This is a genomic window from Spirosoma jeollabukense, from assembly GCF_054777855.1.
In genome coordinates, this window is sequence record NZ_BAAHAD010000002.1 from 897874 (window position 1) to 923666 (window position 25793).

Annotated in this window: 22 protein-coding genes; 10 read left to right on the top strand and 12 right to left on the bottom strand. The window is 49.3% G+C overall.

Annotation, left to right across the window (positions count from 1 at the left end):
- The first annotated feature begins 4 nt into the window (after nt 1-4).
- Nucleotides 5-2422 carry a hypothetical protein gene (locus ACYVEA_RS12100; protein ID WP_461113681.1) on the top strand — a complete coding sequence of 806 codons (2418 nt, stop codon included), beginning with the start codon at nt 5-7 and terminating at the stop codon, nt 2420-2422.
- 73 nt (nt 2423-2495) lie between these two features.
- Here ACYVEA_RS12100 and ACYVEA_RS12105 read toward each other — a convergent pair whose 3' ends face one another.
- Together ACYVEA_RS12105 and ACYVEA_RS12110 are read right to left on the bottom strand one after the other, a co-directional pair.
- The gene (locus ACYVEA_RS12105) at nt 2496-3668 is read right to left on the bottom strand and encodes a DUF6563 family protein (protein WP_461113682.1); all 1173 of its coding nucleotides are present in this window, start codon (nt 3666-3668) and stop codon (nt 2496-2498) included.
- A gap of 84 nt (nt 3669-3752) precedes the next feature.
- The gene (locus tag ACYVEA_RS12110) at nt 3753-5102 is read right to left on the bottom strand and encodes a D-arabinono-1,4-lactone oxidase (RefSeq protein ID WP_461113683.1); all 1350 of its coding nucleotides are present in this window, start codon (nt 5100-5102) and stop codon (nt 3753-3755) included.
- Nucleotides 5103-5345: 243 nt separating this feature from the next.
- On the opposite strand from ACYVEA_RS12110, the gene bioB reads away from it, so the two are divergent.
- Nucleotides 5346-6347 (top strand): biotin synthase BioB, encoded by a 1002-nt coding sequence (bioB, locus tag ACYVEA_RS12115; RefSeq protein ID WP_461113684.1) that lies wholly within the window; start codon nt 5346-5348, stop codon nt 6345-6347.
- Nucleotides 6348-6428: 81 nt separating this feature from the next.
- Here bioB and ACYVEA_RS12120 read toward each other — a convergent pair whose 3' ends face one another.
- Nucleotides 6429-7196: a hypothetical protein gene (locus ACYVEA_RS12120; RefSeq protein ID WP_461113685.1), complete on the bottom strand. Its 768-nt coding sequence runs from the start codon at nt 7194-7196 to the stop codon at nt 6429-6431.
- Between the two features lie 335 nt (nt 7197-7531).
- On the bottom strand, nt 7532-8914 hold the full coding sequence (locus tag ACYVEA_RS12125; protein ID WP_461113686.1) for an OmpA family protein: 1383 nt from the start codon (nt 8912-8914) through the stop codon (nt 7532-7534).
- 137 nt (nt 8915-9051) lie between these two features.
- Here ACYVEA_RS12125 and ACYVEA_RS12130 point away from each other — a divergent pair, with 137 nt between their 5' ends.
- Entirely contained in the window at nt 9052-9837 is a 786-nt protein-coding gene (locus ACYVEA_RS12130; protein WP_461113687.1) for a UDP-2,3-diacylglucosamine diphosphatase, read from the top strand.
- 60 nt (nt 9838-9897) lie between these two features.
- On the opposite strand, the gene ACYVEA_RS12135 is transcribed toward ACYVEA_RS12130, so the two are convergent.
- The 5 genes from ACYVEA_RS12135 to ACYVEA_RS12155 all read right to left on the bottom strand — a co-directional run bounded on the left by ACYVEA_RS12135 (nt 9898) and on the right by ACYVEA_RS12155 (nt 13357).
- Complete coding sequence (locus ACYVEA_RS12135) at nt 9898-10626, bottom strand: carboxypeptidase-like regulatory domain-containing protein (RefSeq protein WP_461113688.1); 729 nt, start codon at nt 10624-10626, stop codon at nt 9898-9900.
- Between the two features lie 116 nt (nt 10627-10742).
- Nucleotides 10743-11576: a phosphatidate cytidylyltransferase gene (locus tag ACYVEA_RS12140; protein ID WP_093824576.1), complete on the bottom strand. Its 834-nt coding sequence runs from the start codon at nt 11574-11576 to the stop codon at nt 10743-10745.
- Nucleotides 11557-11775 (bottom strand): putative signal transducing protein, encoded by a 219-nt coding sequence (locus ACYVEA_RS12145; RefSeq protein WP_093824578.1) that lies wholly within the window; start codon nt 11773-11775, stop codon nt 11557-11559. Before ACYVEA_RS12145 ends, ACYVEA_RS12140 begins: the two co-directional genes overlap by 20 nt.
- A 61-nt stretch (nt 11776-11836) precedes the next feature.
- On the bottom strand, nt 11837-12727 hold the full coding sequence (locus ACYVEA_RS12150) for a lysostaphin resistance A-like protein (RefSeq protein ID WP_461114079.1): 891 nt from the start codon (nt 12725-12727) through the stop codon (nt 11837-11839).
- Nucleotides 12728-12973: 246 nt separating this feature from the next.
- Nucleotides 12974-13357 (bottom strand): hypothetical protein, encoded by a 384-nt coding sequence (locus ACYVEA_RS12155; RefSeq protein WP_461113689.1) that lies wholly within the window; start codon nt 13355-13357, stop codon nt 12974-12976.
- A 410-nt stretch (nt 13358-13767) separates the two neighbouring features.
- Here ACYVEA_RS12155 and dusB point away from each other — a divergent pair, with 410 nt between their 5' ends.
- Both dusB and ACYVEA_RS12165 read left to right on the top strand, forming a co-directional pair.
- Nucleotides 13768-14757, top strand: a complete 990-nt coding sequence (gene dusB / locus ACYVEA_RS12160; RefSeq protein WP_461113690.1) for a tRNA dihydrouridine synthase DusB — start codon at nt 13768-13770, stop codon at nt 14755-14757.
- Nucleotides 14758-14850: 93 nt separating this feature from the next.
- A complete protein-coding gene (locus ACYVEA_RS12165) occupies nt 14851-15348 on the top strand; it encodes an acyl-CoA carboxylase biotin carboxyl carrier protein subunit (RefSeq protein WP_461113691.1) in 498 nt (165 codons plus the stop codon).
- Here ACYVEA_RS12165 and dprA read toward each other — a convergent pair.
- Together dprA and ACYVEA_RS12175 are read right to left on the bottom strand one after the other, a co-directional pair.
- Nucleotides 15345-16457, bottom strand: a complete 1113-nt coding sequence (gene dprA / locus ACYVEA_RS12170) for a DNA-processing protein DprA (RefSeq protein WP_461113692.1) — start codon at nt 16455-16457, stop codon at nt 15345-15347. The two genes, ACYVEA_RS12165 and dprA, sit on opposite strands and share 4 nt — an antisense overlap.
- Nucleotides 16458-16615: 158 nt before the next feature.
- Entirely contained in the window at nt 16616-17002 is a 387-nt protein-coding gene (locus ACYVEA_RS12175; protein ID WP_461113693.1) for a MerR family transcriptional regulator, read from the bottom strand.
- A 124-nt stretch (nt 17003-17126) separates the two neighbouring features.
- Here ACYVEA_RS12175 and alaS point away from each other — a divergent pair, with 124 nt between their 5' ends.
- Nucleotides 17127-19907, top strand: a complete 2781-nt coding sequence (alaS, locus tag ACYVEA_RS12180; protein WP_461113694.1) for an alanine--tRNA ligase — start codon at nt 17127-17129, stop codon at nt 19905-19907.
- Nucleotides 19908-20009: 102 nt separating this feature from the next.
- Nucleotides 20010-21431: an amidohydrolase family protein gene (locus tag ACYVEA_RS12185; protein ID WP_461113695.1), complete on the top strand. Its 1422-nt coding sequence runs from the start codon at nt 20010-20012 to the stop codon at nt 21429-21431.
- A 63-nt stretch (nt 21432-21494) separates the two neighbouring features.
- On the opposite strand, the gene ACYVEA_RS12190 is transcribed toward ACYVEA_RS12185, so the two are convergent.
- Nucleotides 21495-22982, bottom strand: a complete 1488-nt coding sequence (locus ACYVEA_RS12190; protein ID WP_461113696.1) for a capsule assembly Wzi family protein — start codon at nt 22980-22982, stop codon at nt 21495-21497.
- 139 nt (nt 22983-23121) lie between these two features.
- Here ACYVEA_RS12190 and murI point away from each other — a divergent pair, with 139 nt between their 5' ends.
- The 3 genes from murI (at nt 23122) to ACYVEA_RS12205 (ending at nt 25739) form a co-directional block, all read left to right on the top strand.
- Entirely contained in the window at nt 23122-23940 is an 819-nt protein-coding gene (murI, locus tag ACYVEA_RS12195) for a glutamate racemase (protein WP_461113697.1), read from the top strand.
- 104 nt (nt 23941-24044) lie between these two features.
- The gene (locus tag ACYVEA_RS12200) at nt 24045-24662 is read left to right on the top strand and encodes an RNA polymerase sigma-70 factor (RefSeq protein ID WP_461113698.1); all 618 of its coding nucleotides are present in this window, start codon (nt 24045-24047) and stop codon (nt 24660-24662) included.
- Nucleotides 24663-24665: 3 nt separating this feature from the next.
- Nucleotides 24666-25739 carry a FecR family protein gene (locus tag ACYVEA_RS12205; protein WP_461113699.1) on the top strand — a complete coding sequence of 358 codons (1074 nt, stop codon included), beginning with the start codon at nt 24666-24668 and terminating at the stop codon, nt 25737-25739.
- Nucleotides 25740-25793 lie beyond the last annotated feature (54 nt).

Below are 25793 nucleotides of genomic sequence, written 5' to 3' on the forward strand. Positions count from 1 at the left end.
TTCTATGCACGTATTCATAAAACACTTCCTGTCTATTGTGCTGCTTATGAGCAGCTTGTGGGGATATGGGCAAACGCCCGCTTCGGTCAATACGCTGGTGCAGTCGTTTGATACGTATCGTCGACAGGCGCTGGCTGAAAAGTTGTTCGTGCATACCGATCAGGGTTTTTACCTCACCGGCGAAACCATGTGGTTTAAACTCTACTACGTTGACGGTTCATTCCACCAGCCGATCGATCTGAGCAACGTGGCGTATCTGGAGGTACTTGATCAGGAAGGGAAAGCCGTCTTGCAAACGAAAGTGGCGATGACCTCTGGCGGAGGAGATGGTACGTTGTTTTTGCCTGCCTCAATGTCGTCGGGTACGTATCGGCTGCGAGCCTATACTAACTGGATGAAAAATTTCAGCGCGGATTATTTCTTTGAAAAAAAACTGACGATTGTTAACACGTTTAAACGATTAGGGTTGCCAGCGCTTAAGGAGCGAGCCGACTATATGATTCAGCTTTTTCCCGAAGGCGGCAACCTGGTGCAGGGAATTTCCAGCAAGGTAGCATTTAAAGTGGCCGATGACGCCGGACGAAGTGTTGCTGTTCGGGGCTGGTTGCTGAACGCGCAAAATGATACACTTGTCCGGTTTGCTTCGCACAAGTTTGGCATGGGTCATTTCACGTTCACGCCAGCAGAGAACGTAACGTATCGCGTGGTGGTGGCCGACGAAAAAGGGCGCTCATTTACCCACCCGCTGCCGACTATTTACCCACAGGGCTATGCCATGCGGCTGGAAGATGCCAGTGCTGATCAACTGAAAATCACCGTCAGTACGAACGTAGCGTCGCCATCGGCGGTGTATCTCCTGGCGCATACCCGACAGGTAATCGACGTAGCGGATGTACGGCCCATTCAGCGCGAAGCGACCTTTCTGGTCGATAAAAAAGCCCTGGGTGAAGGCGTCTCACACCTAACGATTTTTGATGCTGACCGCAAGCCGGTTTGTGAACGATTGTACTTTAAACGACCGACTCAGCCGTTAGCCATTTCACTCAAAACGGACCAGAAAGGCTATGCCTACCGGAATAAAGTTGCGGTAGAAGCGAGCGTCCAGACGGCTGCTGCCAATGCGAATCGGGCTTCCCTGTCGATGGCCGTTTACCGACTCGATTCGCTGAATTCCGTCAGTTCAGAAAATATCCTGAGTTATTTATGGATGACCTCTGACTTGCCAGGACCAATTGAATCGCCAGACTATTATCTCCAACCTGAAACGCCTGAGATGCGGGAAGCCACGGACAATCTGATGTTGACGCACGGCTGGCGCCGGTTTCGCTGGGAGGATGTGCTGAAGAATACCGGCGGTTCTCCGTCGTCGGTAGCCCGCCGGTCAATGTTTCAATTTTTGCCTGAACATAATGGGCCAATCGTTGAGGGAAGCGTGACTGATCCGTCATCGGGAAAGCCCGTGCCTGACATACTGACGTATCTGTCGACGCCTGGCAAGCCCGTTCGGCTATACGTTTCCCGTAGTGATCTGGCTGGAAAAATACGCTTTGAAATGCAGGATTTTTATGGGGCTAAAAGCCTGATTGCGCAGACGAATCCGGCCGATAGCCTTAAAACGCTACGTATCAATAGCCCGTTTTCGGTAGCTACGAAGGTATCCTTGCCAGAACCGCCTGTTTCTGAATCGTTGACCGATCAATTGCTAAGTCGATCGGTGGCGATGCAAGTACAGAGTACGTATTGGGGTGACCGGGCCATCCAGTATCACTATCCGACGGTCGATAGCTCAGCTTTCTATGGGAAAGGAAAGGAGAGTTATCTGCTGGATGCTTACACACGTTTTCCCCGGATGGAAGAGGTGCTGCGTGAGTATGTGCTGGGCGTGATGCCCCGTAAAAAGCAGGGTCATTTTCAACTACACGTACTCAATGAACCATATCGGGAAATTTTCGATGAACTGTCATTGGTCATGCTTGACGGCGTGCCCATTTTCGACATGGACAAGGTCATTGAGTTCAGCCCGCTGAAAGTGCAGAAATTAGACGTAGTGACGAATCGGTATCTGATGGGGCCGGTTATGTTTAACGGTATTATCAGCCTGATGACCTACAAAGGTGATCTGGCGGGTTTTCCGCTGGATACTCGCCTGCTAAAGCTGGACTACGATGGGTTACAGCTACAACGGGAGTTTTACAGCCCTCGTTACGATACGGCCAAACAGCTCGAAAGTCGCCTGCCCGACGGCCGAACGTTACTCTACTGGGATCCGAATTTGCAAACCGATGCAAGCGGCCATACTCGCACTGAATTCTATACCTCCGACCAGCCCGGCACGTATCTCGTAGAAGTCAATGGCCTATCCAAAGACGGATCTGCCGGAAGCCAGCGGGTTATGTTTGAGGTGAAAAGTGTGGTTAAGTAAAGAGTTATCGCTCGTTAACACTTGGCAAACGAACGATAACTCTTTTGATGAATGTGGCGGAATGGCTAAAAAATTAGTGCGTTGCCAGTGTGCGACTACGTTGGTTCAATTTATCGAGCAAATCGAACTGTTGCTGTTCGTCTTTTTGATTGGTCATGGCTGCCAGCTCGGCTAGTAAATCATCGTGACCCGCCAACATCTGAGGTAATTTATCTTTCGTTACCATCAGGATTCCGCCTGTTTGCATATCCAGCGCGATACAATCTTTGTAGGAAGCGGAGGACGCTAATGCGCCAATTAGCCCGAATGATGCACCAATCATTTCTCCAGTGGTGACGTAATTATCGATCCACAAAAGATATCGTCCAACACTCTTTACTCTGGCATACCGTCGAATAAGCGTATTGGTCTGGTAAAGGCCAGTGCTGATAAAGAGGTCTTTACCGTTGCAGTAACCAAAAAAACGGTGCTTAGCCCGTGATCCAGACGGTTTTCTCAGCGTTGCAAAGTTATTCTTCTCCTGAATGTTTAAATCGCCGATGAGTGATGGTCGATTTCTTTTTAACTCATTGAAATTTTGGTAGATACCCGGCCTGAGTTGGGTGCAACGTAGCAGATCATCCTCGTCAGTGCGGGCACTATCGTATGCAGCTTTTGTAAGACTTAAGTCTTGAGCCGCTTTAGCAGCCTCTAACACAAAATCACTGTGAACCGCTGGTACGTTGCTGGGGTCAGTTAGGTACTCATTAAACTTAAGAAACGCTTTGGCCAAGCCTTTTTTGAGCACTTCCGTTAAGGATGCGTTGGTATTATCTATAATAATATCAGCTTTATAGACTGGCACCAGCTGACGATTACTGTTGCTGCTTTTAGAGAACGTAACCGCAAGTTCAAAACGGGTGTTTTCGTACGTGCTGTTAATGTCGAACTCTTGGATAACCAGGGCATACCGGGGGTATTTATTGTCGAAATTGGTTAGGGTAGAAAAGGCGAAACTGGTTAGTGTTGGCTGAAAACCACCCTTGAGTTGTAGTTCGGCGATTTTACCAGAAGGTTTTTGCCAAATGCCAATGCGGCTAAGTGTATCGGCCCGAGCATTGACGATCGTATCGATCGAAAACAAGCGATTCGACGGAGAGACGGTTAAGTCAATTTCGAGTGGTACGTAAAAAATAGTGGACTTCTGGGCTAAAACGGGTCCACTAGTGATCAAAACGAAAATAAGCAGGGTAAAAAAACGATTCATATCAGTTATCGGTGGAGAATGTATAGTCTCCGTTTACCCCTGGCACAGCGCCAGGGGTAAACGGAGAGCTGTTGTTCGGTTCTTTTATACCGTGGCACTGTACAGATTCCTGTCTAAAAAGTCATTGCGGAATTTGCCTTTAGGATCGAACTCCTTCACAAACTCTTTGAAGTCGGCCAGCTTGGCGTAGCGGGATTGCAACGTAGCGGGTGCCAGCGTGAAGAGCTTTCCCCAGTGCGGGCGCACCTGAAAAGGAGCCAGTTCTTTTTCAATCATCGGCAGCACTTTCCTGACCGATGCCCAATCCTGTTTCCAGGTAAAGTGAATGGCCAGACTGGGTTGTTTATAGCAGGGGCTCATCCAGAAATTGTCGGCGTCGATAGTGCGTAGTTCTGAGATCATCAGGTGCGGGCTGATGTGGTCACGTAGTTTCTCGACCGCCAGAATCGCTTCCATCGCATTCTTGCGGGGTACGAAATATTCCGATTGTAGTTCCTTGCCGCTGCTGGGCGTAAAGCCCATGCGGAAGTGTGGCATGCGCTCATACCAGGGGCCCGCTACACCCATTTGCTCGGTACAGTTCACTGCAGAGAGTTCAGCAATGGGGTGGAGGTTCTTGGTGGCGAGTTTGGCGCCATAGAACTCGGGTTTGGCTTTCGCATCGTCTTTGCCGACTTTACTTTTAATCCAGACCTCATTGATACGTTTCTTCTGCCAGTCGGTGAATAGACTGACACTGTAGCCACTTGACATAATCGCTTCAAAATGGTCTTTGAGCTGCTCAGTGGGTAGGTTCTCGTATACGTACTGCCGCATCTGGAATGTCGGCTGAAGGTCGAGGGTAACTTTCGTCACGACGCCCAACGCCCCGAGCCCCACGACAGCCGCCCGAAAATTTTCACCGTCTTTGGTCCGGGAAAGTGTTCGCACATCGCCAGCCGCCGTAACGATCTCAAGTGCTGAAACCGCCGTCGACAGGTTCCCATTTTTAACCCCTGAACCGTGCGTAGCGGTGGTGCAGGCACCCGCTACGGAAATATGCGGCAGTGACGCCAGATTGTGCAACGCAAAGCCTTTCTTATCCAGATAGGGGCAAAGTTGCCCATAACTCATGCCCGATTCGATGGTGACGGTATGCGCTTTTGTGTCGAGTGACACTACCTGGTCCATCTCCCTCAGCGAGATGAGATTGTGCGTACTATCGGCAATGCTGTTGAAGCAATGGCGCGTACCCAGTACTTTTAATTTTTCATACTTTTTTACTAACTCCTGAACCTCTTTTATGGAGTTTGCTTTGTAGAGTCGGTCGGTGCTGTACTGGAGATTACCTGCCCAGTTTTTTAATTTGTCGTTGGCGAACAAATTCGACAGGGGCGAAAATATAGGAGCGGCCATTAATGTTGAGGATAACTTAATGAATGTTCTCTTTTTCATGGGGTTAGGGTTTTACGAAACTAACTGGATAATTTGAAAGAAGCCGTGATCTACGTCGTAAATTCCTGAATAAAGTCACAGAAGAAACAAGACCTGTGAATCTACCGCGTACGGTCTTTTCCGGACCGATTGAAAACCGGCTTCTTTTACCGTCAACTGCTATTTGCCCGTCTTGCCCCTTATACCTATTTTTGATCCATAACTTTCATTTATTGACCGCTCCGGCGACCACCTACCAATTATATGACTGCTCTTCGTACTGACTGGACCCGCGCTGAAATTGCCGAAATCTATAATTCGCCCGTTCTGGACCTTGTGTATCGGGCCGCAACAGTACACCGTCAACACCACGATCCGCAGGAAGTGCAGGTCTGTACGTTGCTGTCGGTTAAGACAGGTGGGTGCCCCGAAGATTGCGCCTATTGTCCGCAGGCAGCTCGCTATCATACTGCCGTGAAAGTGCATAAACTCATGGAAGTCGATGAGGTGCTGACAGCTGCGCAACGGGCCAAAGATACCGGCAGTACGCGTTTTTGTATGGGAGCCGCCTGGCGCGAAGTGCGCGATAATCGTGACTTCGATAAAGTACTCGACATGGTGCAGGGCGTCAATGAAATGGGCCTTGAAGTGTGCTGTACGCTCGGTATGCTCACCGAGAGCCAGGCACAGAAACTGAAAGACGCCGGTTTGTATGCCTATAATCACAACCTCGATACCAGTGAAGAATTCTATGGCGACATCATCAGTACCCGTACGTATGACGATCGCCTGGATACACTCGGCCACGCCCGTAAAGCGGGAATCTCGGTTTGCTCCGGCGGAATTATCGGCATGGGTGAGTCCGATATGGATCGGATCGGGATGCTGCACACACTCGCTACGTTGCCACAACATCCGGAGTCAGTGCCGGTAAATGCACTGGTGCCGGTGGAAGGAACGCCCCTTGAAGATCAGCCGCGCGTGTCGGTATGGGAAATGATTCGGATGATTGCCACGGCACGTATCATTATGCCAGAAGCCATGGTACGTTTATCCGCCGGACGTGTACGGATGACTACTGAAGAACAGGCATTGTGTTTCCTGGCAGGGGCTAATTCTATTTTCGCGGGCGACAAACTTCTGACAACGCCCAACCCCAGCGAAGATACCGATCAGCAATTGTTCCAGACGTTGAACATTCGTCCCCGGAAAGCTTTCAAGGATTCGACTCAACCGGCGGTTGTGTTTGAGCAGATTCCGGTTTAGCGAGTTCACAAAAAGAAATAGAAAGGCGTGCCACGGTTCTAAACCGTGGCACGCCTTTTTTATGCTTAATCAGTCGGTCGATTACAGCCGACGGATGTATTCATTCGCGGCAATCTTCTCCATTAAAACTTCTGCCAGTGACTGAGCCTGTTCCTTCTTGACGTCAGCTTTACCTTTTGTTTCAACCGTTACGCTGATAATGTGATTGTTATAAAGAACGTGCATGGCGCCCGTTGTCTCATCCCATACCGCCTTGTCGCCTACGCCCGTAATGGCTTTATAATTGCCTTTGCTCACGGCATGGCCCGTGAGGGGAGGAGTGGCCGCTGATACGCCCGCGTGGTCGGGGTGTTTGCTATCGGTGTTGTGGTGCGTTGAATCCGCAGCCGATCCTTCTGAATTAGTGCCTTCCGTTTCTGGACCTGTTTCGGCTTCGGCAACGAGTGCTGTCTCTGTTACTGGCGCCGTAATTACCTCGGCTGCTTTGCCCTGATATAGTTTATCGAAGGTGTACTCCGCCTGATAAATAGACGAAAATGGCTTATGGCCACCGAAAGCAACCTCTACTTTATTGCCAGCCCATTCGAACGCGCATCCGCCGTGGCCGTTGACCTCTTCCAGTTTAGTATCTTCCGGAAGATTGAACGTACTGCGAACGTACTCTTCGCCTAGTATGGTACAGGCCTCGTCATATTGGGCATCTACCGTAAGTGCCTGAACACCCACTACTTGTTTCGCCACAACAGGATTAGCATCCGTGTGGTTAGCGGGATCAGAGCTGGAGCCTGGGTCATTATTACAGGCTAAGCATAATATGGGAAAGGCCAGTATCAGTGATTTGATTTTCATAAGATGGTTTGAGAAAACCCAAAATTAGCGTTTTCTTACATACCATTTTATCCGCCAATATGTTTTTGTCATATCCAGACGCCACCACTCGCCGTCGATGAGACCGCTAGGCAAATGTTTTTCGCATCTTTTTCCGATATTCTTCGATAGGCACTGTGCGCACTACGTTGCGTATGACCTCAAACCACTACCTGTTCTTCCCGCCACGGTGCGAATGGGTTGCTCCAATGGGGTTGCAAGCGCTGTAATTAGGTTACCCGTTGTCAGCGTATCATCTTTCAGGCTGGTCGACAGGATTGATTAGATTGATATGGATCGACTGGTGATTTATACGCTCATAATTTGATGAATTCGACACGCCGGTTGTTCGCTTTCCCTTCTGGAGTAGTATTTAACCCGGCGGGTTGCGATTCACCTTTGCCATCAGTTTCCATGCGATCGGTAGCAATGCCGAATGTTGTCGATAATTCTGCTTTTACGGCAGCCGCCCGTTTTTTCGAGAGAGCCATGTTTGAGGCATCATCGCCGTCGGAGTCCGTGTGGCCAACGATTCGGACTCTCACATCGGCGTTTTCAGTCAATACGTTGGCAATATCTTTTAATGTTCCGTAGGATTCAGGCTTGATTTTGTCCGAGTTCGTGTCGAATAGAATGCCGTTGGTTACGAATTTACCTTCCGTAATAAGTTTGTTACGTGTGTCGGGCGCACCTACCGCCAGGCGAATATTACTGATGTAGTAGCGATCCTCCTCCTTATGCATATCCGCGGTCGACAGTACGACGCCGTTGTAGGTAACTCCCGTCTGAAAAGCTCGGGGAATATCCCAGACTTTCGCTTCATTGACGTACACCCGCAGCCGTTGTTTTTGCCGCCACATGGCTACTTTCACCACGTTGCGGGTCCTGGCGAAAAATGGGTATAATCCGGTTTCGTTTTTCAGTAGTTGTTCGCCTTTCGAATAGGTTAAAAATTCGGTTAATCCGGCTTCCGGGCCGCCCGCGTTTTGCGGATGCAAGCCAATTCGAACACCCTCTGTGGGTTGAGGGAATCGGCCCCACTGAGTGAACTCTTTTGCTGGATTGGTCATCGACACCAGGTTGATCCAGAAATAAGACGAATAGAAACTGAACGTTTCATTAGCGGCTAAATCAAACTGCAGGGTGAAATTATCGGGCAAACTATTGATAAACTCAGGCAGATACTCCCCTTGTTTGTTGACCATTAGCCAATGGCCGGTTTTTCCGTCAAGGCTCACGATCTCCCCCGATCCGGTCGAGTTCCATTTGTCGGGGAAATCGCCAATGGCATCCTGCATAAAGTCCTCGACGACCATGACTTTCTCGCCTGGTACAAAATCGAATTTGCTGTAGGATTTCAAGGTGGCCGTGGTTTGCGGATCGACACTTCCGTCATGGCCGGGAGCCGAATTGGCCGATCCTCCTGCTTGGCTGGCGGGCGCGTTGTTCCCTGAATTTGTCGTCGAATTATCGGTTTGCTGGCTGGGTTGGGCTGGTTTTGATTTGTCTTTTTTCTTGAAGATACCCATGACGCCTTCTTCAACCTTGTTTAACCCTTTGTTGATACCCTGATCAATTTTGCTGTTGGCACGGTATTCGACATTACGTTCAACCACACGGCCGGGATCGGTGATCGTTACTTGAGCCTGAACCAAGTGTATATATCCAATGAGCAGAAGGCTAATGCAAAACGTTTTCATAATGAGTAGTTATGCTATGTGTTCTGAGCAAAGGTGGTTTTTTTTGTGACAGCTGTTGCCGTTCACTGAGTAAACGGCAACAAGTGCGTTAATGAACGGTATTCGTTACGTAGTTTTGTGCCCGTATTTCTGTATTCATGTCCGACATCGAAACCATTCCGCTTGCACCCGGCCGTAAGGCCTACTTCGCTTCTGATTTTCATCTGGGTACGCCTTCGCCCGAACAAAGTCTTATTCGTGAACGGGCTATTGTGGCCTGGCTCGAAGCCATCCGTCACGATGCCGAGGTGGTTTTTCTCGTCGGTGATTTATTCGAATTCTGGTTTGAATACAGACGTACCATTCCAAGAGGTTTTCTTCGGTTTCAGGGCAAACTAGCCGAACTGGCCGATGCGGGCATACGGATTGTGATCTTTACGGGGAACCATGACATGTGGATGTTTGACTATTTCACAAAGGAAATGGGTATTCCTGTTTATCGGGAACCGCGCCAGTACGACATCGGAGGGAAGCGGTTTTTGATTGGGCACGGAGACGGTCTCGGGCCTAATGATTTCATGTATAAGCAGCTTAAAAAAGTATTTGAAAACAGGCTTGCCCGTTGGCTGTTCAGCTGGATTCACCCCGATCTGGGCATTGGGGTCGCCTATGCCTGGTCACAACAAAGTCGTGAGAGTCATCTGGGCGATGAAGATGAAGAGTTTCTTGGTGAAGATCGGGAGTGGCTTATGATATACAGCCGTGAAATTGAAGCCAAAGCCCACCATGATTATTATATCTTCGGCCATAGACATCTGCCGATGGATCTGAACGTGTCGCCAACCAGCCGCTACGTTAATCTGGGCGAGTGGATGTCGGCCAAAACCTATGCGGTGTTTGATGGGGCTACTTTGACTCTAAAGGCCTGGTTGCCAGATACGTAGTAAACTGCATAAAAAAGCCGCAATCCTGTTGCGGCTCTATATATGGAATCGTCCGATCTATTAATTGCCGTCCTGCAAAATATCTTTTCTTGATACGTTCTCGCGCGGAGCTTTATTTATTTCGCTTCGCCATTCTTTATTCTTCAAATCGCCCCGCTTCACTGAGCGGATAAAGTTGGCCCAGGCAAATGGATTTGTAAAGGCGAATGTGGGCGTTGCGCTACGTCCTGCAACAGATTCCCGCCCAAAAAACTGCTGATTAACGAAGTTTTGGTGATTCGCCAGCGCTCCCATTGGCATGGTAGCAGCCTGACGCATAATAGCCGTCGGGTCCATATTTTTGGCCAGGTTCTCGCGTTCTTTTTCATCAGGAAGCTTCAGATTTACAAAAGCTTCTTTGAACAATTCTTCGGTTGCATACGGATACACTTTTACTTCCGCCAATGTTTTAACGTCCTCCTGCAACGCTACCACCGCCGAATAAGTAAGGTCAGTTAACCGGCGGGGAATAATATGGTACTGGGTTCTGAAACCGACGTAACTGAAAATAACACTGTCACCGGGGAAAACGGGCAGCGCAAAATATCCGTTTGGAGCCGACAAAACGCCCTTTCCTGCTTTAGGGATGTAAATGTATGCGCCGGGCAGGGCATCGTTGGTTTTGCCACCGGTGATGAAACCAGTAAATGTTATGTGCTGGTCCTGACCCTGCGCCCGCGCGGTTGAGAAGAGTCCCGCTACGGCAGATAACCCCAGAACAAACACCAATAACGTCAAAGACTTTTTCATACGCCTGCTGAACTAATCTACAAAGTAAACGAGGAAAAGGGAAGATATGGTTTCTGTTACCCAAATTTTAAGAAAGATTAGGGTTTCGACGTACTTATAGACGTAGGGTATATACCTTAAGCAAACAACTTCAGAAAGGTTATAATAAACGGTGCTGCCAGTAACAGTCCATCAAATCGGTCCAGAAAACCACCGTGTCCCGGAATGCTGCTACCTGAGTCCTTGATGGCGATGCTACGTTTAAATAAGGATTCAACCAGGTCGCCGTATGTACCCGTTACAACGATGATGCCGCCAACACAGTACCATTGCCAGGGCTTTAGCTCAGGTGCCCAAAAGGCCAGTCCTAAGGCCACGAGCCCGGCTGCAGCGGCCCCGCCTAAACTGCCCTCCCACGATTTTTTGGGTGACACGCGCTCGAATAACTTCCGACGGCCGAATTTAGTACCGGCAAAATAAGCCCCAATATCACTGGCCCATAACAACAGCAGGCAGCCGGTAATAATGGCGGGATGATACGTACCACCCCGCAACGCCAGAATAATCAGCAAGGCAAACGGCATGGCTACGTAGATGATGCCCAGGAATGTGAAGCCGATATTGGTGAATGGCTTCATATCTCGCTTTTTGTACAACTTAATCAGGAAGATCATCGACGAAGCGGGGCAGATTATGAAATAGTTGCCCGTGCCAATCTGGTCTGTTTCTATGAAATAGGCCAGTATACAGATCATTACGCCAACGATGGTGCCGTAGGCGGTTAGCGGTTCAAAGCCGTCGAGACCAAGCAGCCGGTAGAACTCCCGCTGAGTAAGCGCACTGACTACGCAGAACAAAAGGGCAAACGTCCAGTCGGCATACCAAATCATGAATAAAATAAACGGAACTCCGGCTACGGCTGCAATAACGCGTTGCTGGAGGTTCGTTAGACTAGCTAAACGTTGCTTCATGCTCTAAGATTACTTTGGCCAGAATCGCGTCTTTCGTGAGTACGTGTACCTCACTTTTTCCCAGGCCGATGGCCGGGTAGCTACTGCTCTGTCTATTGATAACTACTGCCGGGATATCATGTTCAAGCAGCAACGCTTTTGCCAGTTCGGCCCGGTGGGGCAGGGGCGTAGTATAAATGGATTCCCAGTTCTCTGTCACGTAGGTAGGCGCGGGTAAAAACCGCAGGTTAACGTCAAAAATAAATCAACTGCACGAATTTCTAGTGCAACAACGGCCTGTCCGCGTTACTTTTCTTAAAATAATAGAGTAAGCCTATCGTGATAACGCCCGAAACTAAAGCACCGATAATAGGCACAGACTCGGGGCTTTCAATATTCATTGACGTAATTTTCTGCTGATATAAATACACCATCAGCACCGTAAATCCATTATTAACGAAGTGAGCCAGAATAGGCACCCACAAATTGCCTGACCATAAATAAAGATAACCAAATAGGGCACCAAGCAGCATTCGGGGGAAAAAACCCAGGAACTGAACGTGAATGGCACTGAAAAAAGCGGCCGCTAACCAGATTCCCACATGAGGATTCCGGGTCCAGTACGTTAAATTTCGCTGCAGAATACCCCGAAAAAGAACCTCTTCGCCAATACCCGGAATAATGGCAATGACCAGCAGGGCAACCAGCAACTGGCCGGTTGTCTTGAACGTGGTTAAATATTTGGTAATCCCCTCCAGCGATTTTTCTTTATCACGGATCCACTGCTCAACGGGCGCCAGCGTTTCGGGTAAATGCACGTTCTGATTCCATTCGATGATAAGACCGTCGAAAGGCATGAACGCAATGATGATCAGACCAACCAGGCCAATGCCTGCCACCGCCGAAACGGGCCGGGTATTGAATTGATCCCATGTCCGGCGCTCGATGAGATACCAGTAAGCGATAGCGGGCAGAAAAAACGTGCCGATGTGATTGACGGCCTGGAGCGTCATGAGCTCATACCAGCTATTGGGCGAAGCGCTCGGATTAGCCGCCAGACCAGCCAGGTAGGTTTGCGCCTGGGTGAACCCCATCCCCTTACTAACGGCCAGGATACCGAACAGAAGCAACGTACTGACAACGCCCCCGACGAGTACGAACCCAATGAGCATAATGAGCCCGCCCAGTGTTGGCGAACGTGATGTAGAGCCTTCAGGCCTATAGAGTGGCTGCATAGTTTACCGTAAATTTATTTAATAGTATGCAACCACTTGATACGTCTGTATTTATCAAAACGCTGTTGAAACATTACGTTAACGGCCACCTGATGTTGTGTAACTGGCGCAATTTACACCCAAAAAGACAAACCCCGACCTGATTAGGGTTGGGGTTTGTCTTTTTAACGGGTTTGACGCCGGCTACGTGAAATCGCTAAGGATAAATACGTAGTCGTAGTAGAAGCCAGGGTCAAACGTGTAAACCTGATGATCATTTGCGGAGTACCATTCAACACGACCTTGCTGAGTTTGGTAGAAATTTTCGCCAGCAAAAGCGCCTTCATAGACCATTAAGCGAGCCTTATCCACAAAATGTTCCTCAACATTTCCAATATATTTTCCCTGTTTTGGATCATACCGAATCGGATAATTTCTTTGTGCGATTTCTTCACAGCGTTTGTGGGCCTGCATATAAAACGACCTGATCGTGTGTGCTAAAATCTGTTCCTTGTTAATGGGCTGAAAATCCCAGGGAGAGGGGGCGGTTGCTCTAACAGTGACTTTGAATTTAACCTGACTTGACATTTATGTGTAGTTGGCAGTTGTTAATTAAAAATCAAAATAAGTGAGAAAAATACACTCATGGTGTATATAGATAGGATATTGATAGAATTATTAAAAATAAAATTAACTTAATCAAAGCTAGCTAGGAAGATGCCTGAATAGCCGTAATTAATCAGATTAAATTTGCTTGTGAAGCTCTTCGCCAGACATAAGGCAAATCCCGTCCGCAATCGGGGCGCGATGTAAAGCGTTCCCTGTAAGCGTACAAGGTCGTTCCTGAAACCTGGATTGGGAACCAATTCGGCTCTAGAATTGTGCTAAAATTCTTATATTGTAATGCGTATTGATGGCGGTTTTTATAAACCGACATACGTAGCAGAAAATTTTAATCGGTATTCTACAGCCGATATTATATCACATAAAACCACGTAATGGTAACTATTGGCACTATTCAACTCCCGGATTTTCCGTTGTTGCTGGCTCCCATGGAGGATGTTAGCGATCCGCCGTTTCGGGCGGTCTGCAAAGCCAACGGCGCCGATTTGATGTACACGGAATTTATTTCGTCGGAAGGGTTGATTCGCGACGCGGCAAAGAGCGTTCAGAAGTTAGATATTTTTGAATATGAGCGGCCTATCGGGATTCAATTATTCGGTTCCGATGTAGAAACCATGGGCGAGTGCGCCCGAATTGCCACGGGGGCTAAGCCCGATTTAATTGATATTAACTACGGTTGTCCGGTTAAGAACGTGGCCTGCCGTGGGGCAGGGGCCGCTTTGTTGCAGGATATTCCGAAGATGGTGCGCATGACCGAAGCCGTCGTGAAAGCTACCCATCTACCCGTAACCGTGAAAACCCGGCTTGGGTGGGACGATAACACCAAAAACGTGGGCGAGGTCGCCGAACGCTTACAGGATATTGGCATCAAAGCGTTGACGATTCACGGCCGCACGCGTGTACAGATGTACAAAGGTGAAGCCGACTGGACACTGATCGGACGTATTAAAGACAACCCACGCATCCAGATCCCGATTTTTGGAAACGGTGATATTGATTCACCCGAAAAAGCCCTGGAATATAAGAATCGATATGGTGTGGATGGTGTCATGATTGGCCGGGCGAGTATTGGGCATCCGTGGATCTTCAACGAAATCAAGCACTTTGCCCAAACGGGTGAGCATCTGGCCCCCCCCACCATCGCCGACCGGGTCGCTGTGTGCCGCCAACACCTGGATTTCTCAATCCGCTGGAAGGGCGAAATCGTAGGCTTGTTTGAAATGCGACGACACTACGCTAACTACTTCAAAGGATTGCCGGATTTCAAACCCTACCGAATGCGGCTGGTGACGAACGATTCATACAGCGAAGTAAGCGCCATTCTGGACGAAATTGCTGAGCAGTATGCAGAAGTGTTTGTGTGACCTTACAGGTTCGCCGGGTTAAAACCCGGCGCAGTATAAGCTTATTGCTACTACATTGCACCGGGTTTTAACCCGGCGATTTATAAAAATGATATGTATACCGCAACCCTTAACAATCAGTCGTTAACCATTGATTTCGCCCCAGATGGCCCTACACTCAATGGCGAGCCGTTCGTCTGGGATTTGGCCAAGCTCTCGGATCGGACGTTTCATGTTATCCATCAGAATCGTTCCTATAACGCCGAAGTGCTGGACCTGAATGCGGCTGAGAAAACGGTTAGCCTGAAAATAAATGGTCATATTCATCAGGTTCAATTGAAAGATCGCTTTGATTTATTGCTCGAGAAAATGGGCATGAATAACGTAGCGAGCGCGAAAGTTAATAACCTGAAAGCACCCATGCCGGGTCTAATTGTGGGGATAAGTGTTCAGACGGGTGATACCATTAGCAAGGGCGATAGTATGCTGATTCTGGAAGCCATGAAGATGGAGAACCTGCTGAAAGCGCCCGGCGATGGAACGGTGAAAACCATTCACGTCGCGAAGGGTGACCGGGTAGAGAAAGGGCAGGTGCTTATCGAGTTTAGTTAAACATAGACAACGGCGTATTTCTTGCCGGGTAGTGAGCGCACAAATCCCCGAAACTCCAGATTGAGCAGGAGGGAGGCCATCCGTCCCATGGGAATCTGGGTTTTCCAACTCAAATCGTCAATGTGCAAATCAGCCGATTGCCGTAGTAAGGCCACAATCTGACTTTCTTCTTCGGTAATATCCACCGGCAACGCGGGGGCTATGTTCTTTTTAGACAGATGCTCACTGGGCTGATCCCAATTAAGTGCTTCGATAATGTCTTTCGGACTGGTGTAAATCTGCGCTTTATTCTCTCGAATGAGTTTGTTACAACCCGCCGAAAATGCCTGATTTAACTGACCCGGTACGGCGAATACCTCGCGGTGATAATTGTTGGCGTATTCGGCCGTAATCAGGGCACCGCCTTTTGCAGCAGCTTCAACAACCACGACGGCATCGCTCAGGCCGGCAATAATGCGATTTCGTGCCGGAAATAGATGCGCGTCAGGCTTGGTACCGGGCAGACTTTCTGTGAGTAAACCGCCCTGTACGAGCATTTCTCCGGCTGTTTTCTGATGGACGTTTGGGTAGATAATATCGAGTCCGCTGGCCATCACGCCAACGGTAGGCAAGTTGTGGACCAAACTTGCGCGGTGTGCGGCAATATCGATACCATAGGCCAGCCCGCTGATGATGGTAACGCCATAGGGTACTACGGCCTCGATGATTTCGGTCGTGATACGTCGTCCGTAGTCGGTAGCCTGCCGCGTGCCGACCAGGCCAATCGTACGGGATATGTTCAGGCTGCCTGATCCCTGAAAATAGAGGAGAGCGGGTGCGTCATAAAGCGTTTTTAATCGGGATGGATAGGCTTTGTCAGTATAGAACAGTGGGGTTGCGCCCAGCTTGTCTAAGCGTTTGATTACTTGTTCGGCCTCTGTCAGAATACCGGGTTTCAGAATGGCGCGGGCTGTTACGTCCCCAATGCCGGGCACTTTCATCAGGCGGGCCAGGGGTGACCGGAACACATCAGCAGCAGAGCCGCAATAACTAACCAGTTGTCGGATAAGAATACTCCCTACGCCGGGCACGAGCGTCAGGGCAATTTGATGTTGGGTGTCGGTAGGCACGAAAAAGAAATCTGGTTTTGTAAACGAAACAAAGGTAAGTGACGACTTCTGCAAGCTTACTGATTTCTATTGGGAAAAACCAGTTTATCCAAACAACACCCTTCAGATGGGACGAAAAAGCCCTGATGAAATGAAGCAATTGTATAACTTTCTACCGGCTAGGCCTCGTTTTCCTGAGAGACTTCCTCCTGTGGCTTATCCAGGTCCGCCCGCATCTTCTCCAAAAATTTCTTCAATTTAGTCAGCTTGGCGATGTATTTGGCGTTTTCGCGCTGGCGATTGTCCCGGCTGGTCAGAAATTCGCGGGCGCCGGGAATCGTATATTTTTTTTGGTTGATCAGGTCCAGAATTTCGGTCAGCAGGTCGATATCGGCCTGCGTATAGACCCGGTCGCCGGAGCGGTTTTTCTTGGGCTGGAGCATCGGGAACTCCTTTTCGTAGAAGCGTAGTTTGGACGCATTGATCTGAAATCGATCTGCCACCTCCTTAATCCCATAGTATAGCTTGCCCGAATCTTCCATATGACAAACTTGCTGATGTTCCACGAAACCTGCAAGTTTTGGCGTAATTTTGCAAAAATAGTCGGTAGTCGTAAGTCAATAGTACATAGTGCCTGCGGGTAGCAACCAGTAACTTACAACTATCGACTAATGACTTACGACTTTTTTTATGACTTCCCACGAAATACGGCGGCATTTTCTTGATTTCTTCCGCTCCAAAGGACACCTGATTGTTGCTTCGGCTCCGCTTGTCGCTAAAAACGACCCGACCCTGATGTTCAATAATTCGGGCATGGCGCAATTCAAAGATTTTTTTCTTGGCAACGGTACGCCCCCGTCCAAACGTGTCGCCGATACGCAGAAATGCCTGCGCGTGTCGGGTAAACACAATGACCTGGAAGATGTGGGTTTCGATACGTATCACCACACCATGTTCGAGATGCTCGGCAACTGGTCGTTCGGTGATTATTTCAAGAAAGAAGCCATTACCTGGGCGTGGGAGCTGCTGACGGAAATCTATCAATTACCCAAAGACCGGCTCTACGTATCGGTTTTTCAGGGCGACGATAAAGACAACGTGCCCTTCGATCAGGAAGCGTTCGATCTGTGGAAACCCATCGTGGGCGAAGACCGCATTATTTACGGCAATAAAAAAGACAACTTCTGGGAAATGGGCGATACGGGTCCGTGCGGTCCCTGCTCCGAAATTCACGTTGATCTGCGGTCGCCCGAAGAAGTGGCCGAAACGCCGGGTAAGGATCTGGTCAATGCCGATCACCCGCAGGTGGTTGAAATCTGGAACCTCGTGTTCATGCAGTTCAACCGCAAGGCCGACGGCTCGCTGGAGCCGCTGCCCGCTCGGCACGTCGATACGGGGATGGGCTTCGAACGCCTGTGCATGGCCATTCAGGGTAAAAAGTCGAACTACGACACCGACGTTTTCTCGGGAACGATCAAGGTCATCGAAGAACTGTCGGGTAAGAACTATGAAGCGGGCAAAGGCATGACGGACGTAGCGATGCGCGTTATTGCCGACCACATCCGGGCGGTATCGTTCGCGATTGCCGACGGCCTGGTGCCCTCGAATGCCAAAGCGGGTTATGTAATTCGTCGGATTCTGCGTCGCGCCATCCGTTATGGCTATTCGTACCTGAACCTGAACGAGCCGTTCATGACCAAACTCGTGCCAACACTGGCCGATCAGTTTGCCGATGTCTTCCCCGAACTGTTCGCCCAACGTGATTTTGTGGCAACGGTTATTCGCGAAGAAGAAAGTGCGTTCCTGCGGACGTTAGCTAATGGTCTCAAACGACTTGATGGCATCATTGAGGACATAACAAATAGCCACCACGTTGATTATCTCTCAGAAGACGATGATGATATAAAATTAAATTTTAAATATGCTCAATGGATTAAGAACAAGGATAAGTTTCATACTATACCTGGCGATATAGTTTTTGAGTTAAATGATACTTACGGGTTTCCGTCAGATCTTACTGCTTTGATCGCTCGTGAAAAGGGGTTTTCGATCGATGAAGCGGGTTTCCAGAAGGCACTTCAGGAGCAGAAAGCCCGGTCTCGGAAAGATGCTACGTCATCGGCGGGTGACTGGATGGTATTAAGCCAAGCTGATAATTTTTATGATCAGAAACCAGAGTTTGTCGGTTATGATAGGTTAGAAGCTGACACTTACATAATTAAATATCGCAAAATTCAGAACAAACAAGGCCCACAGTATCAAATTGTATTAAGAGAAACCCCGTTCTACGCTGAATCTGGTGGGCAGGTAGGTGACACCGGAGTTCTGGAATTAGTTTTATGGGGAAATACACCAGATGATCCAACCCCAAAATACATAGTTCAAGTTGTTGATACTAAAAAAGAAAATGATTTATCTGTATTGATAGTAAACGGTACAGACGATGATATTAAGCTTGAACATAATCTTTCAATCAACCAAAGAGTAATTGCTCGTGTTGACACTGCTCGTCGGGATTTGATCGCAAGCAATCACTCGGCAACGCACTTGCTGCATTCGGCGTTGCGTCAAGTGCTGGGTAATCACGTAGCGCAAAAGGGTTCTTACGTTGGTCCCGATGCCTTACGCTTCGACTTCTCGCACTTCAGTAAAGTGACTGATGAACAATTGGCTGAAGTAGAGCGGATTGTGAATGAGAAAGTTAGGGAAGACATTCCGCTCGATGAGAAACGTAACGTGCCCATTGAACAGGCCAAACAATTAGGGGCAACCGCTTTGTTCGGTGAGAAATACGGTGATTTTGTTCGCGTCATTACGTTTGATCCTAACTACTCGGTTGAGCTTTGTGGCGGCACACACGTTTACAGAACTGGCCGCATTGGTCTGTTCAAATTCACGGGCGAAGGCTCAGTTTCGACGGGCATTCGTCGAGTTGAGGCTAAAACGGCATTAGGTGCTGAAACGTTAGTGAATGAACAAATGGCCGTTGTAGGCGAACTGAAAGAGCTGTTGAAGGCGCCCAAGGACGTAGTGAAAGCCGTGAAAACGCTGATGGACGAACGTAGTGCGTTGCAAAAGCAGGTCGAAGCGTTGCAGAATGAGAAAGTACAGCAATTGAAAAACCAGCTTCTGGATAAAGTAGAAGCCGTTAACGGGCACTCGCGGCTGGTTGAAAAAGTAGACGTACCATCGGCTGATGCGCTAAAACAACTGGCTTACGACCTGAAAGCAAAAGTAGACAACCTCGCCGTTGTACTTGGCGCCGACATCAACGGGAAGCCACAACTCGCCGTGATGCTGCCCGACTCGCTGATTCAGGGTAAGAATCTGAACGCGGGTCAAGTTGTAAAAGAGCTAGCTAAAAACATCAAAGGCGGTGGTGGCGGGCAGCCATTTTTCGCCACGGCGGGCGGCACCGATTCATCGGGATTAGATGCTGCACTGGCGCAGGGGAAAGAACTCTTAGGGTAACTAAAAAAGCAAAAACTACTTTTCAACTTCCCCAAAGCATAAAACTTTGGGGAAGCTTTATGCTCGGCGTAGTCAGAGACTACGCCGAACGCCAAATTCATTATGCGGAACCTTCTTCCTCTACTGCTTCTGATTGCTACGGTTAACATGGCCGTTGCCCAGAAGCAAAACGTTGATGTGCTCATCAAGTCGGGTTCGCTGATTGATGTGCGGACGGGGAAAATTCTGACCGGAAAAATCATTGCTGTTCAGGGAGATAAAATTCTGGGCGTTTACGATGAATCGAAAGGCAAGGATTTTCAGGCCAGGACAGTTGTCGATGCCAGCGGGAAATTTATCATTCCGGGCCTGTGGGATATGCACGTCCATTTCGGTGGTGGCGACACGTTGATCGAGGAGAATAAAAACATGTTTCCGCTGTATATCGCTCATGGTATTACGGGCATTCGTGATGCCGCTGCCGACCTGAGTGCGTCGGTGTTGCAATGGCGCGATCAGATTGCAAATGGTACGTTGGCGGGCCCTACCTTATTCACTTCTGGCCCCAAGCTGGAAGGCTACAAATCGAGCTGGGTGGGCGATATCGAGGTCAGTACACCTGCCGAAGTCGATAAAATGCTCGATTCGCTGCAAGGGTTGAAAGTCGATTTCGTGAAGATTACCGACAACACCATCAAACCGGACATCTACCTGTACATTCTACAGGAGGCCAAAAAACGGGGGATGAAAACCTCGGGACACGTACCGTTTGCGCTAACGATGGACGAAGTGTCGTCGGCGGGTTTAGGTTCGGTGGAACACATGAGCTACGTGCTCAAGGCGGGGTCTACGCGCGACAAAGAAGTTGCCGACAAGGTGAGGTTGGGGCAGCTAACGGCCCGGCTGGCGTCGCCCATGGTCATGCAAAGTTTCGACGAAGCCACGGCGCTGGCGGTGTATAAACGCATGGCAAAAAACGGTACGTTCGTAGTGCCAACGTTAAACATCAGCCGCACAGTGGCTTATCTGGATCAGGATAACCACCGGAACGATACGTATCTGCAATACATCGGGCAAGGGTTGAAAAATACCTATGCCTGGCGGGTGAGCCGGGTGGCTAAGGACGATGCGAATGCCATTGCCGAACGCCATGCCGTTTATGAAAAATCGAGTTCATTGCTTCCCCTGTTGCACAAAGCGGGCGTGACGATTATGGCCGGAACCGATGCGGGTTTTCTGAACTCCTACGTATATCCGGGCCTTGGCCTCCATCATGAACTTGGCTATTTCGTGAAAGCCGGATTGACTCCCTTGCAGGCCCTGCAATCGGCGATTATTCCGGGTCCTGTTTTCCTGAATAAAACAGGACTGTATGGGGATATCGCACCCGGAAAAAGTGCTGATATTGTCCTGCTCAATAAAAATCCATTGCTGGATATTTCGGCTACTCAGGCGATCAGCACCGTTGTTCTTCGGGGTAAAGTGTATGATCGAAACGCCCTGGACGCGTTGCTGGTGGATGCTAAGAAGAAAGCCAGCAAGTAACGTAACACCGGCTTGGTTAGGCTTTTTCATTATCGCCGGGTTAAAACCCGGTATGAATAATTCCTACCAACTCTTTTTCACGCCAATATAACCCCCGATGGTATTGGTATACAAGCCACCATTATCTATCGACAGTTTGGAAATAAGAGCCACATGATTCCAGCGCGAGATCGGAATTTGAGCCGAAATCAACCCCGAAAACTGCGTTGGGTAGTTGGAGTTTGTGGATTGATCTTTGAAGGTACCGTAATTTTTGCTGTACGAAGTACGAAGCAGAAACGTCGCTTTTCGATACGAAGCCTGTAATCCAACGTACCACATATTCACGCGATTATTGGGGAAAAACTGCCCGTTGGGCAAGGGAAATTTCTTGTCGAAGTCCTGACCCGGCGCAATGAAAGGTGTGCCGATGGTCCGTCCGAAATAGGACCAACCTTCGGTATACTGACTATGATTGTAATAATTATCGCCACCCTGATACTTGCTTCCCGGAATATCAAACGTAGGTGCGGTCTGATCTTTGGTTGTCAGAAATTCAAGATTTAAACGCGTTAGGTGGAAGGCCGTCGGTTGTTCGGGTGTAAAGGCGCAACTCAGTCCCCAGAGACCATCCGGCATGTTTAGAAAGACAATGCCTGATACGTCTTCGTAGGCATGCTGATAATAGGCCATGAATTTATGCCCCTCCGTCGTGAACTCAGCTCCAAAGTCAATACTGCCAACACTATTCCCAACCCGGTAACTATCAAAATCGGTGTAGCCTGCTATTTTTCCATAGTCTTTAGGTGTGTAAGAAAACACTACGTATTTATAAAAACTCCAGTCAGACGGAAAGTAACCGTTCGCGTCGGCAATGTCGGGTCGCTGTTTTAAGTAGTCAGCATGACCAGCCCATTGAACCTGATGATTGACGCCCGCATAAAATTTAAACGATGAAGCCGGTTTGCCGAAGCGCAGGTACAGATATTTCTGATGGAGACGAACGCCCTGAAGGTAGGGTACATTGAACCAACCGTGCGAAAAACCCGCGTTGACCGCCAGAAAATCGTTCGTAAAATGAAGTGGTGCATAGCCTATTGTGCCAATCTGTAGTTTAGGAACAGGTAGCGAATTGCCTGAAACGGCATAAAATCCAGACGATAATGTCGTGTCGCCCAAACCTATCACCTCCCGTCGGCGGCCGGCGTAAAGTTCGATGGCTTTGAATCTGACCTTAAGATGGGCTTCTGGCAACAGGACCTTTAGTTTATCATTCCGGTCATACGTCAGCACCGGGTTCAGGGTAAACCCCCAACTGAATTTTCGGGTATGAGCGGAGTCTGGTTGTGCATATGATTTCCTGATGGCGGCCTGAAAAAGACCAGCCGGCGCCTGATTGGGAACGATGCCATATTGGTTGGTACGTAGCCAGAAGGGCGTGACTGACTCTGATGAGATAATACTGCCAGCTTCTATCTCGCCGTGAAAAACTGAACGCTGCTGGCCAATTGACGTCGAATAAAACCCGAAAAGGAAGAGCGCCAAAAAAGCGCAGGGGCGTAAGCCTGGCATGTGGAATTGAAAACGACGGATACGTAGTGGTTAAACTGTGAAGATAGAGTACTTCAGGTCGTTTTGATGTTAATAGTAAGTGAATGTTTTGGTTTCTCAAATTTTTGGTGGCAACAAGCTATCTACCGTACATTTGGGCATGACTCAACCCATTGGCGTTTTCGATTCGGGCTATGGTGGCCTGACTATCCTGCGCGAAATTGTTCGTAAACTCCCGCAATACGATTACGTGTACCTGGGCGATAATGCCCGAACGCCCTACGGTACCCGCTCTTTCGAGACAGTCTATCAGTATACGCTGGAATGTGTGCAGCACTTATTCAACTCGGGCTGTCGACTCGTTATTCTGGCCTGCAACACGGCTTCCGCCAAAGCACTACGTAATATTCAGCAACTGGACCTGCCGACGCTGGCGCCGGATCGTCGGGTGTTGGGCGTTATTCGGCCCACGACCGAAGTGATCGGGAATTATTCAAAAACGGGTCATGTGGGCATTCTGGCTACGCGGGGGACGGTTACGTCGGAATCGTATGTGGTTGAAATAGAGAAGCTTTTTCCTGAACTGGCTGTCTTTCAGGAAGCGTGTCCCATGTGGGTGCCCCTGGTCGAAAACGGTGAATACGCGAATCCCGGCGCTGATTACTTTGTTGCGCAACACGTAAATCGCCTGATGGCTCGATCGCCGGAAATTGATACGTTATTGCTGGCCTGCACGCATTACCCCCTGTTGCTTGACAAAATTATACAGGCTGCACCGGCTCACGCAACGATTGTGAGTCAGGGGGCTATTGTAGCTGATAGTCTTGTCGACTACCTAAGCCGCCATCCTGAAATTGATGCGCAATGCAGCAAACATAGCCAACGAGCATTTCTGACGACCGACTCAACCGAGGACTTTGACCGGCAGGCAACCGTTTTCTACGGTGAACCTATCCAGTCGAGCCATCTGGCGTTGTAGCCAAGTCTTCGTTGTTACTCGCTGATAAATTTATTTCAGAGTCGCGTAGGGGTACGCCGGTGGATAAGTGTCATAGCGCTGACCAAGCGTGTGTTCAGCCAAAAATGATAGCTTTACGACCTCCTATCATCCACCAATCTATTGCAGTGCCACCGATTGAGCAGGACATACTGGCGGCCATCCGGAATGGCAATGAACAGGCTTTTGAGTCCGTATTCCGGCAGCATTATGCGTCCTTGTGCCGCTATGCCCGACAATTACTGGCCGACCCCGACGAGGCCGAGGAGGAAGTACAGGCTATGTTTCTGGTTCTCTGGGAAAAGCGAGACGGGATATTTATTACGACGTCCTTAAAATCATATCTGTATCGGGCGGTGCACAACCGTTGTTTAAACCGGATCAAACACGAAACCGTCCGAAATGAGCATCGGGAACATATCCGCTACGTCGGCCATGATACGGCGGAGTCGCCCGTGCAGACGCTGATTGGCGATGAGCTTGCTGACCGGTTACAACGTGCCATTCAGAAATTGCCTGAACAGTGTCGGCTGGCGTTTACGCTGAGTCGATTTGATGAGTTGAAATACCAGGAAATTGCGGACCAATTGGGGATTTCTATCAAAACGGTTGAAAACCAGATAGGGAAGGCCCTTCGTATTTTACGTACTGAACTGAGTGATTATTTACCTATTTTAGTCATGTGGCTGCTAAGTCACTCCTGAACGATGGCCGACCAACAACCCATAGATGACGCCCTGCTGGGCAAGTTTCTGGCGGGCGAAACCGATCCGGCCGAAACGGCTCGGGTGCGGCAGTGGCTTGCCAGTCGTCCCGGTCCGTCGGCCCCTGGCCACGAGGATTTTGAGAAATTCGAACGTATCTGGGAGGCCGCCGGAGAGTGGTCTGCTACGTCCCCCGGCGCATCAGCGGTTGATACGAATGCGGCCTGGAAAAAAGTACAGCAGAAAATACGAACGGTTGATCGGAAACCGGTTACTAAATCGGAGCCCATTGTTAAGCCACTGCCGGTCCAGCCTGGCGATCGTCAGACAGGTGGGTACCAAGCGCTGTGGCGGGTTGCCGCTTTTCTGGCCCTAGTAGGGGGGATGGGCTGGCTAACTTTCCGACTCCAGTTCATGGGCAAGGATCATCCGGCCCGGAACATGGTGACGCTCACGACGAATGAACAGAAAATCAGCAAGATATTACCCGATGGAACCCGAATTTTACTGAATCGCCACTCGACGCTACGTTACCCCGCCACCTTTGCCGACGAACGACGAGAGGTTACTTTAACCGGTGAGGCTTTTTTCGACGTAACGCCCGATCCGACGCGTCCGTTTCGGATTCAGGCGCGTAAAAATGTGGTGCAGGTACTGGGGACGTCGTTCAGTGTTCGGGCCTACGATGCAAATGTGAGTGTGGCGGTTCAGACGGGGAAAGTTCGGTTTTCGGGGGGTAAAAAAGTCGTTTTGCTTACCAGAAATCAGCAGGCAACCTTCGAGGCTTCAGCCGATACGATCCGTCGGGCAATGCTCCTGTCTCAGAATGCTTTTGCCTACAAAACTGGCCAACTGGTATTCGACAAGGAACCGCTACGCGACGTGGTGCAGGCGATTAATCAGGTTTATAATGCCGATGTCCGGCTGGCAAATGCCCGGCTTGGTAATTGTCGCCTGACTACCCGTTTCGACAGAACCTCCCTGGAAACGGTGCTGGCGGTTACGGCCGAAACCCTCGGTTTGCGTATCCGCCACGAAGGGAAGCAGGTAATTTTAGAGGGGGCTGGTTGTCAGTAAATAGGGGGAAACGGACAGATGGGTGTCTCAGAAGAAAACCATCTGCTATGAGTG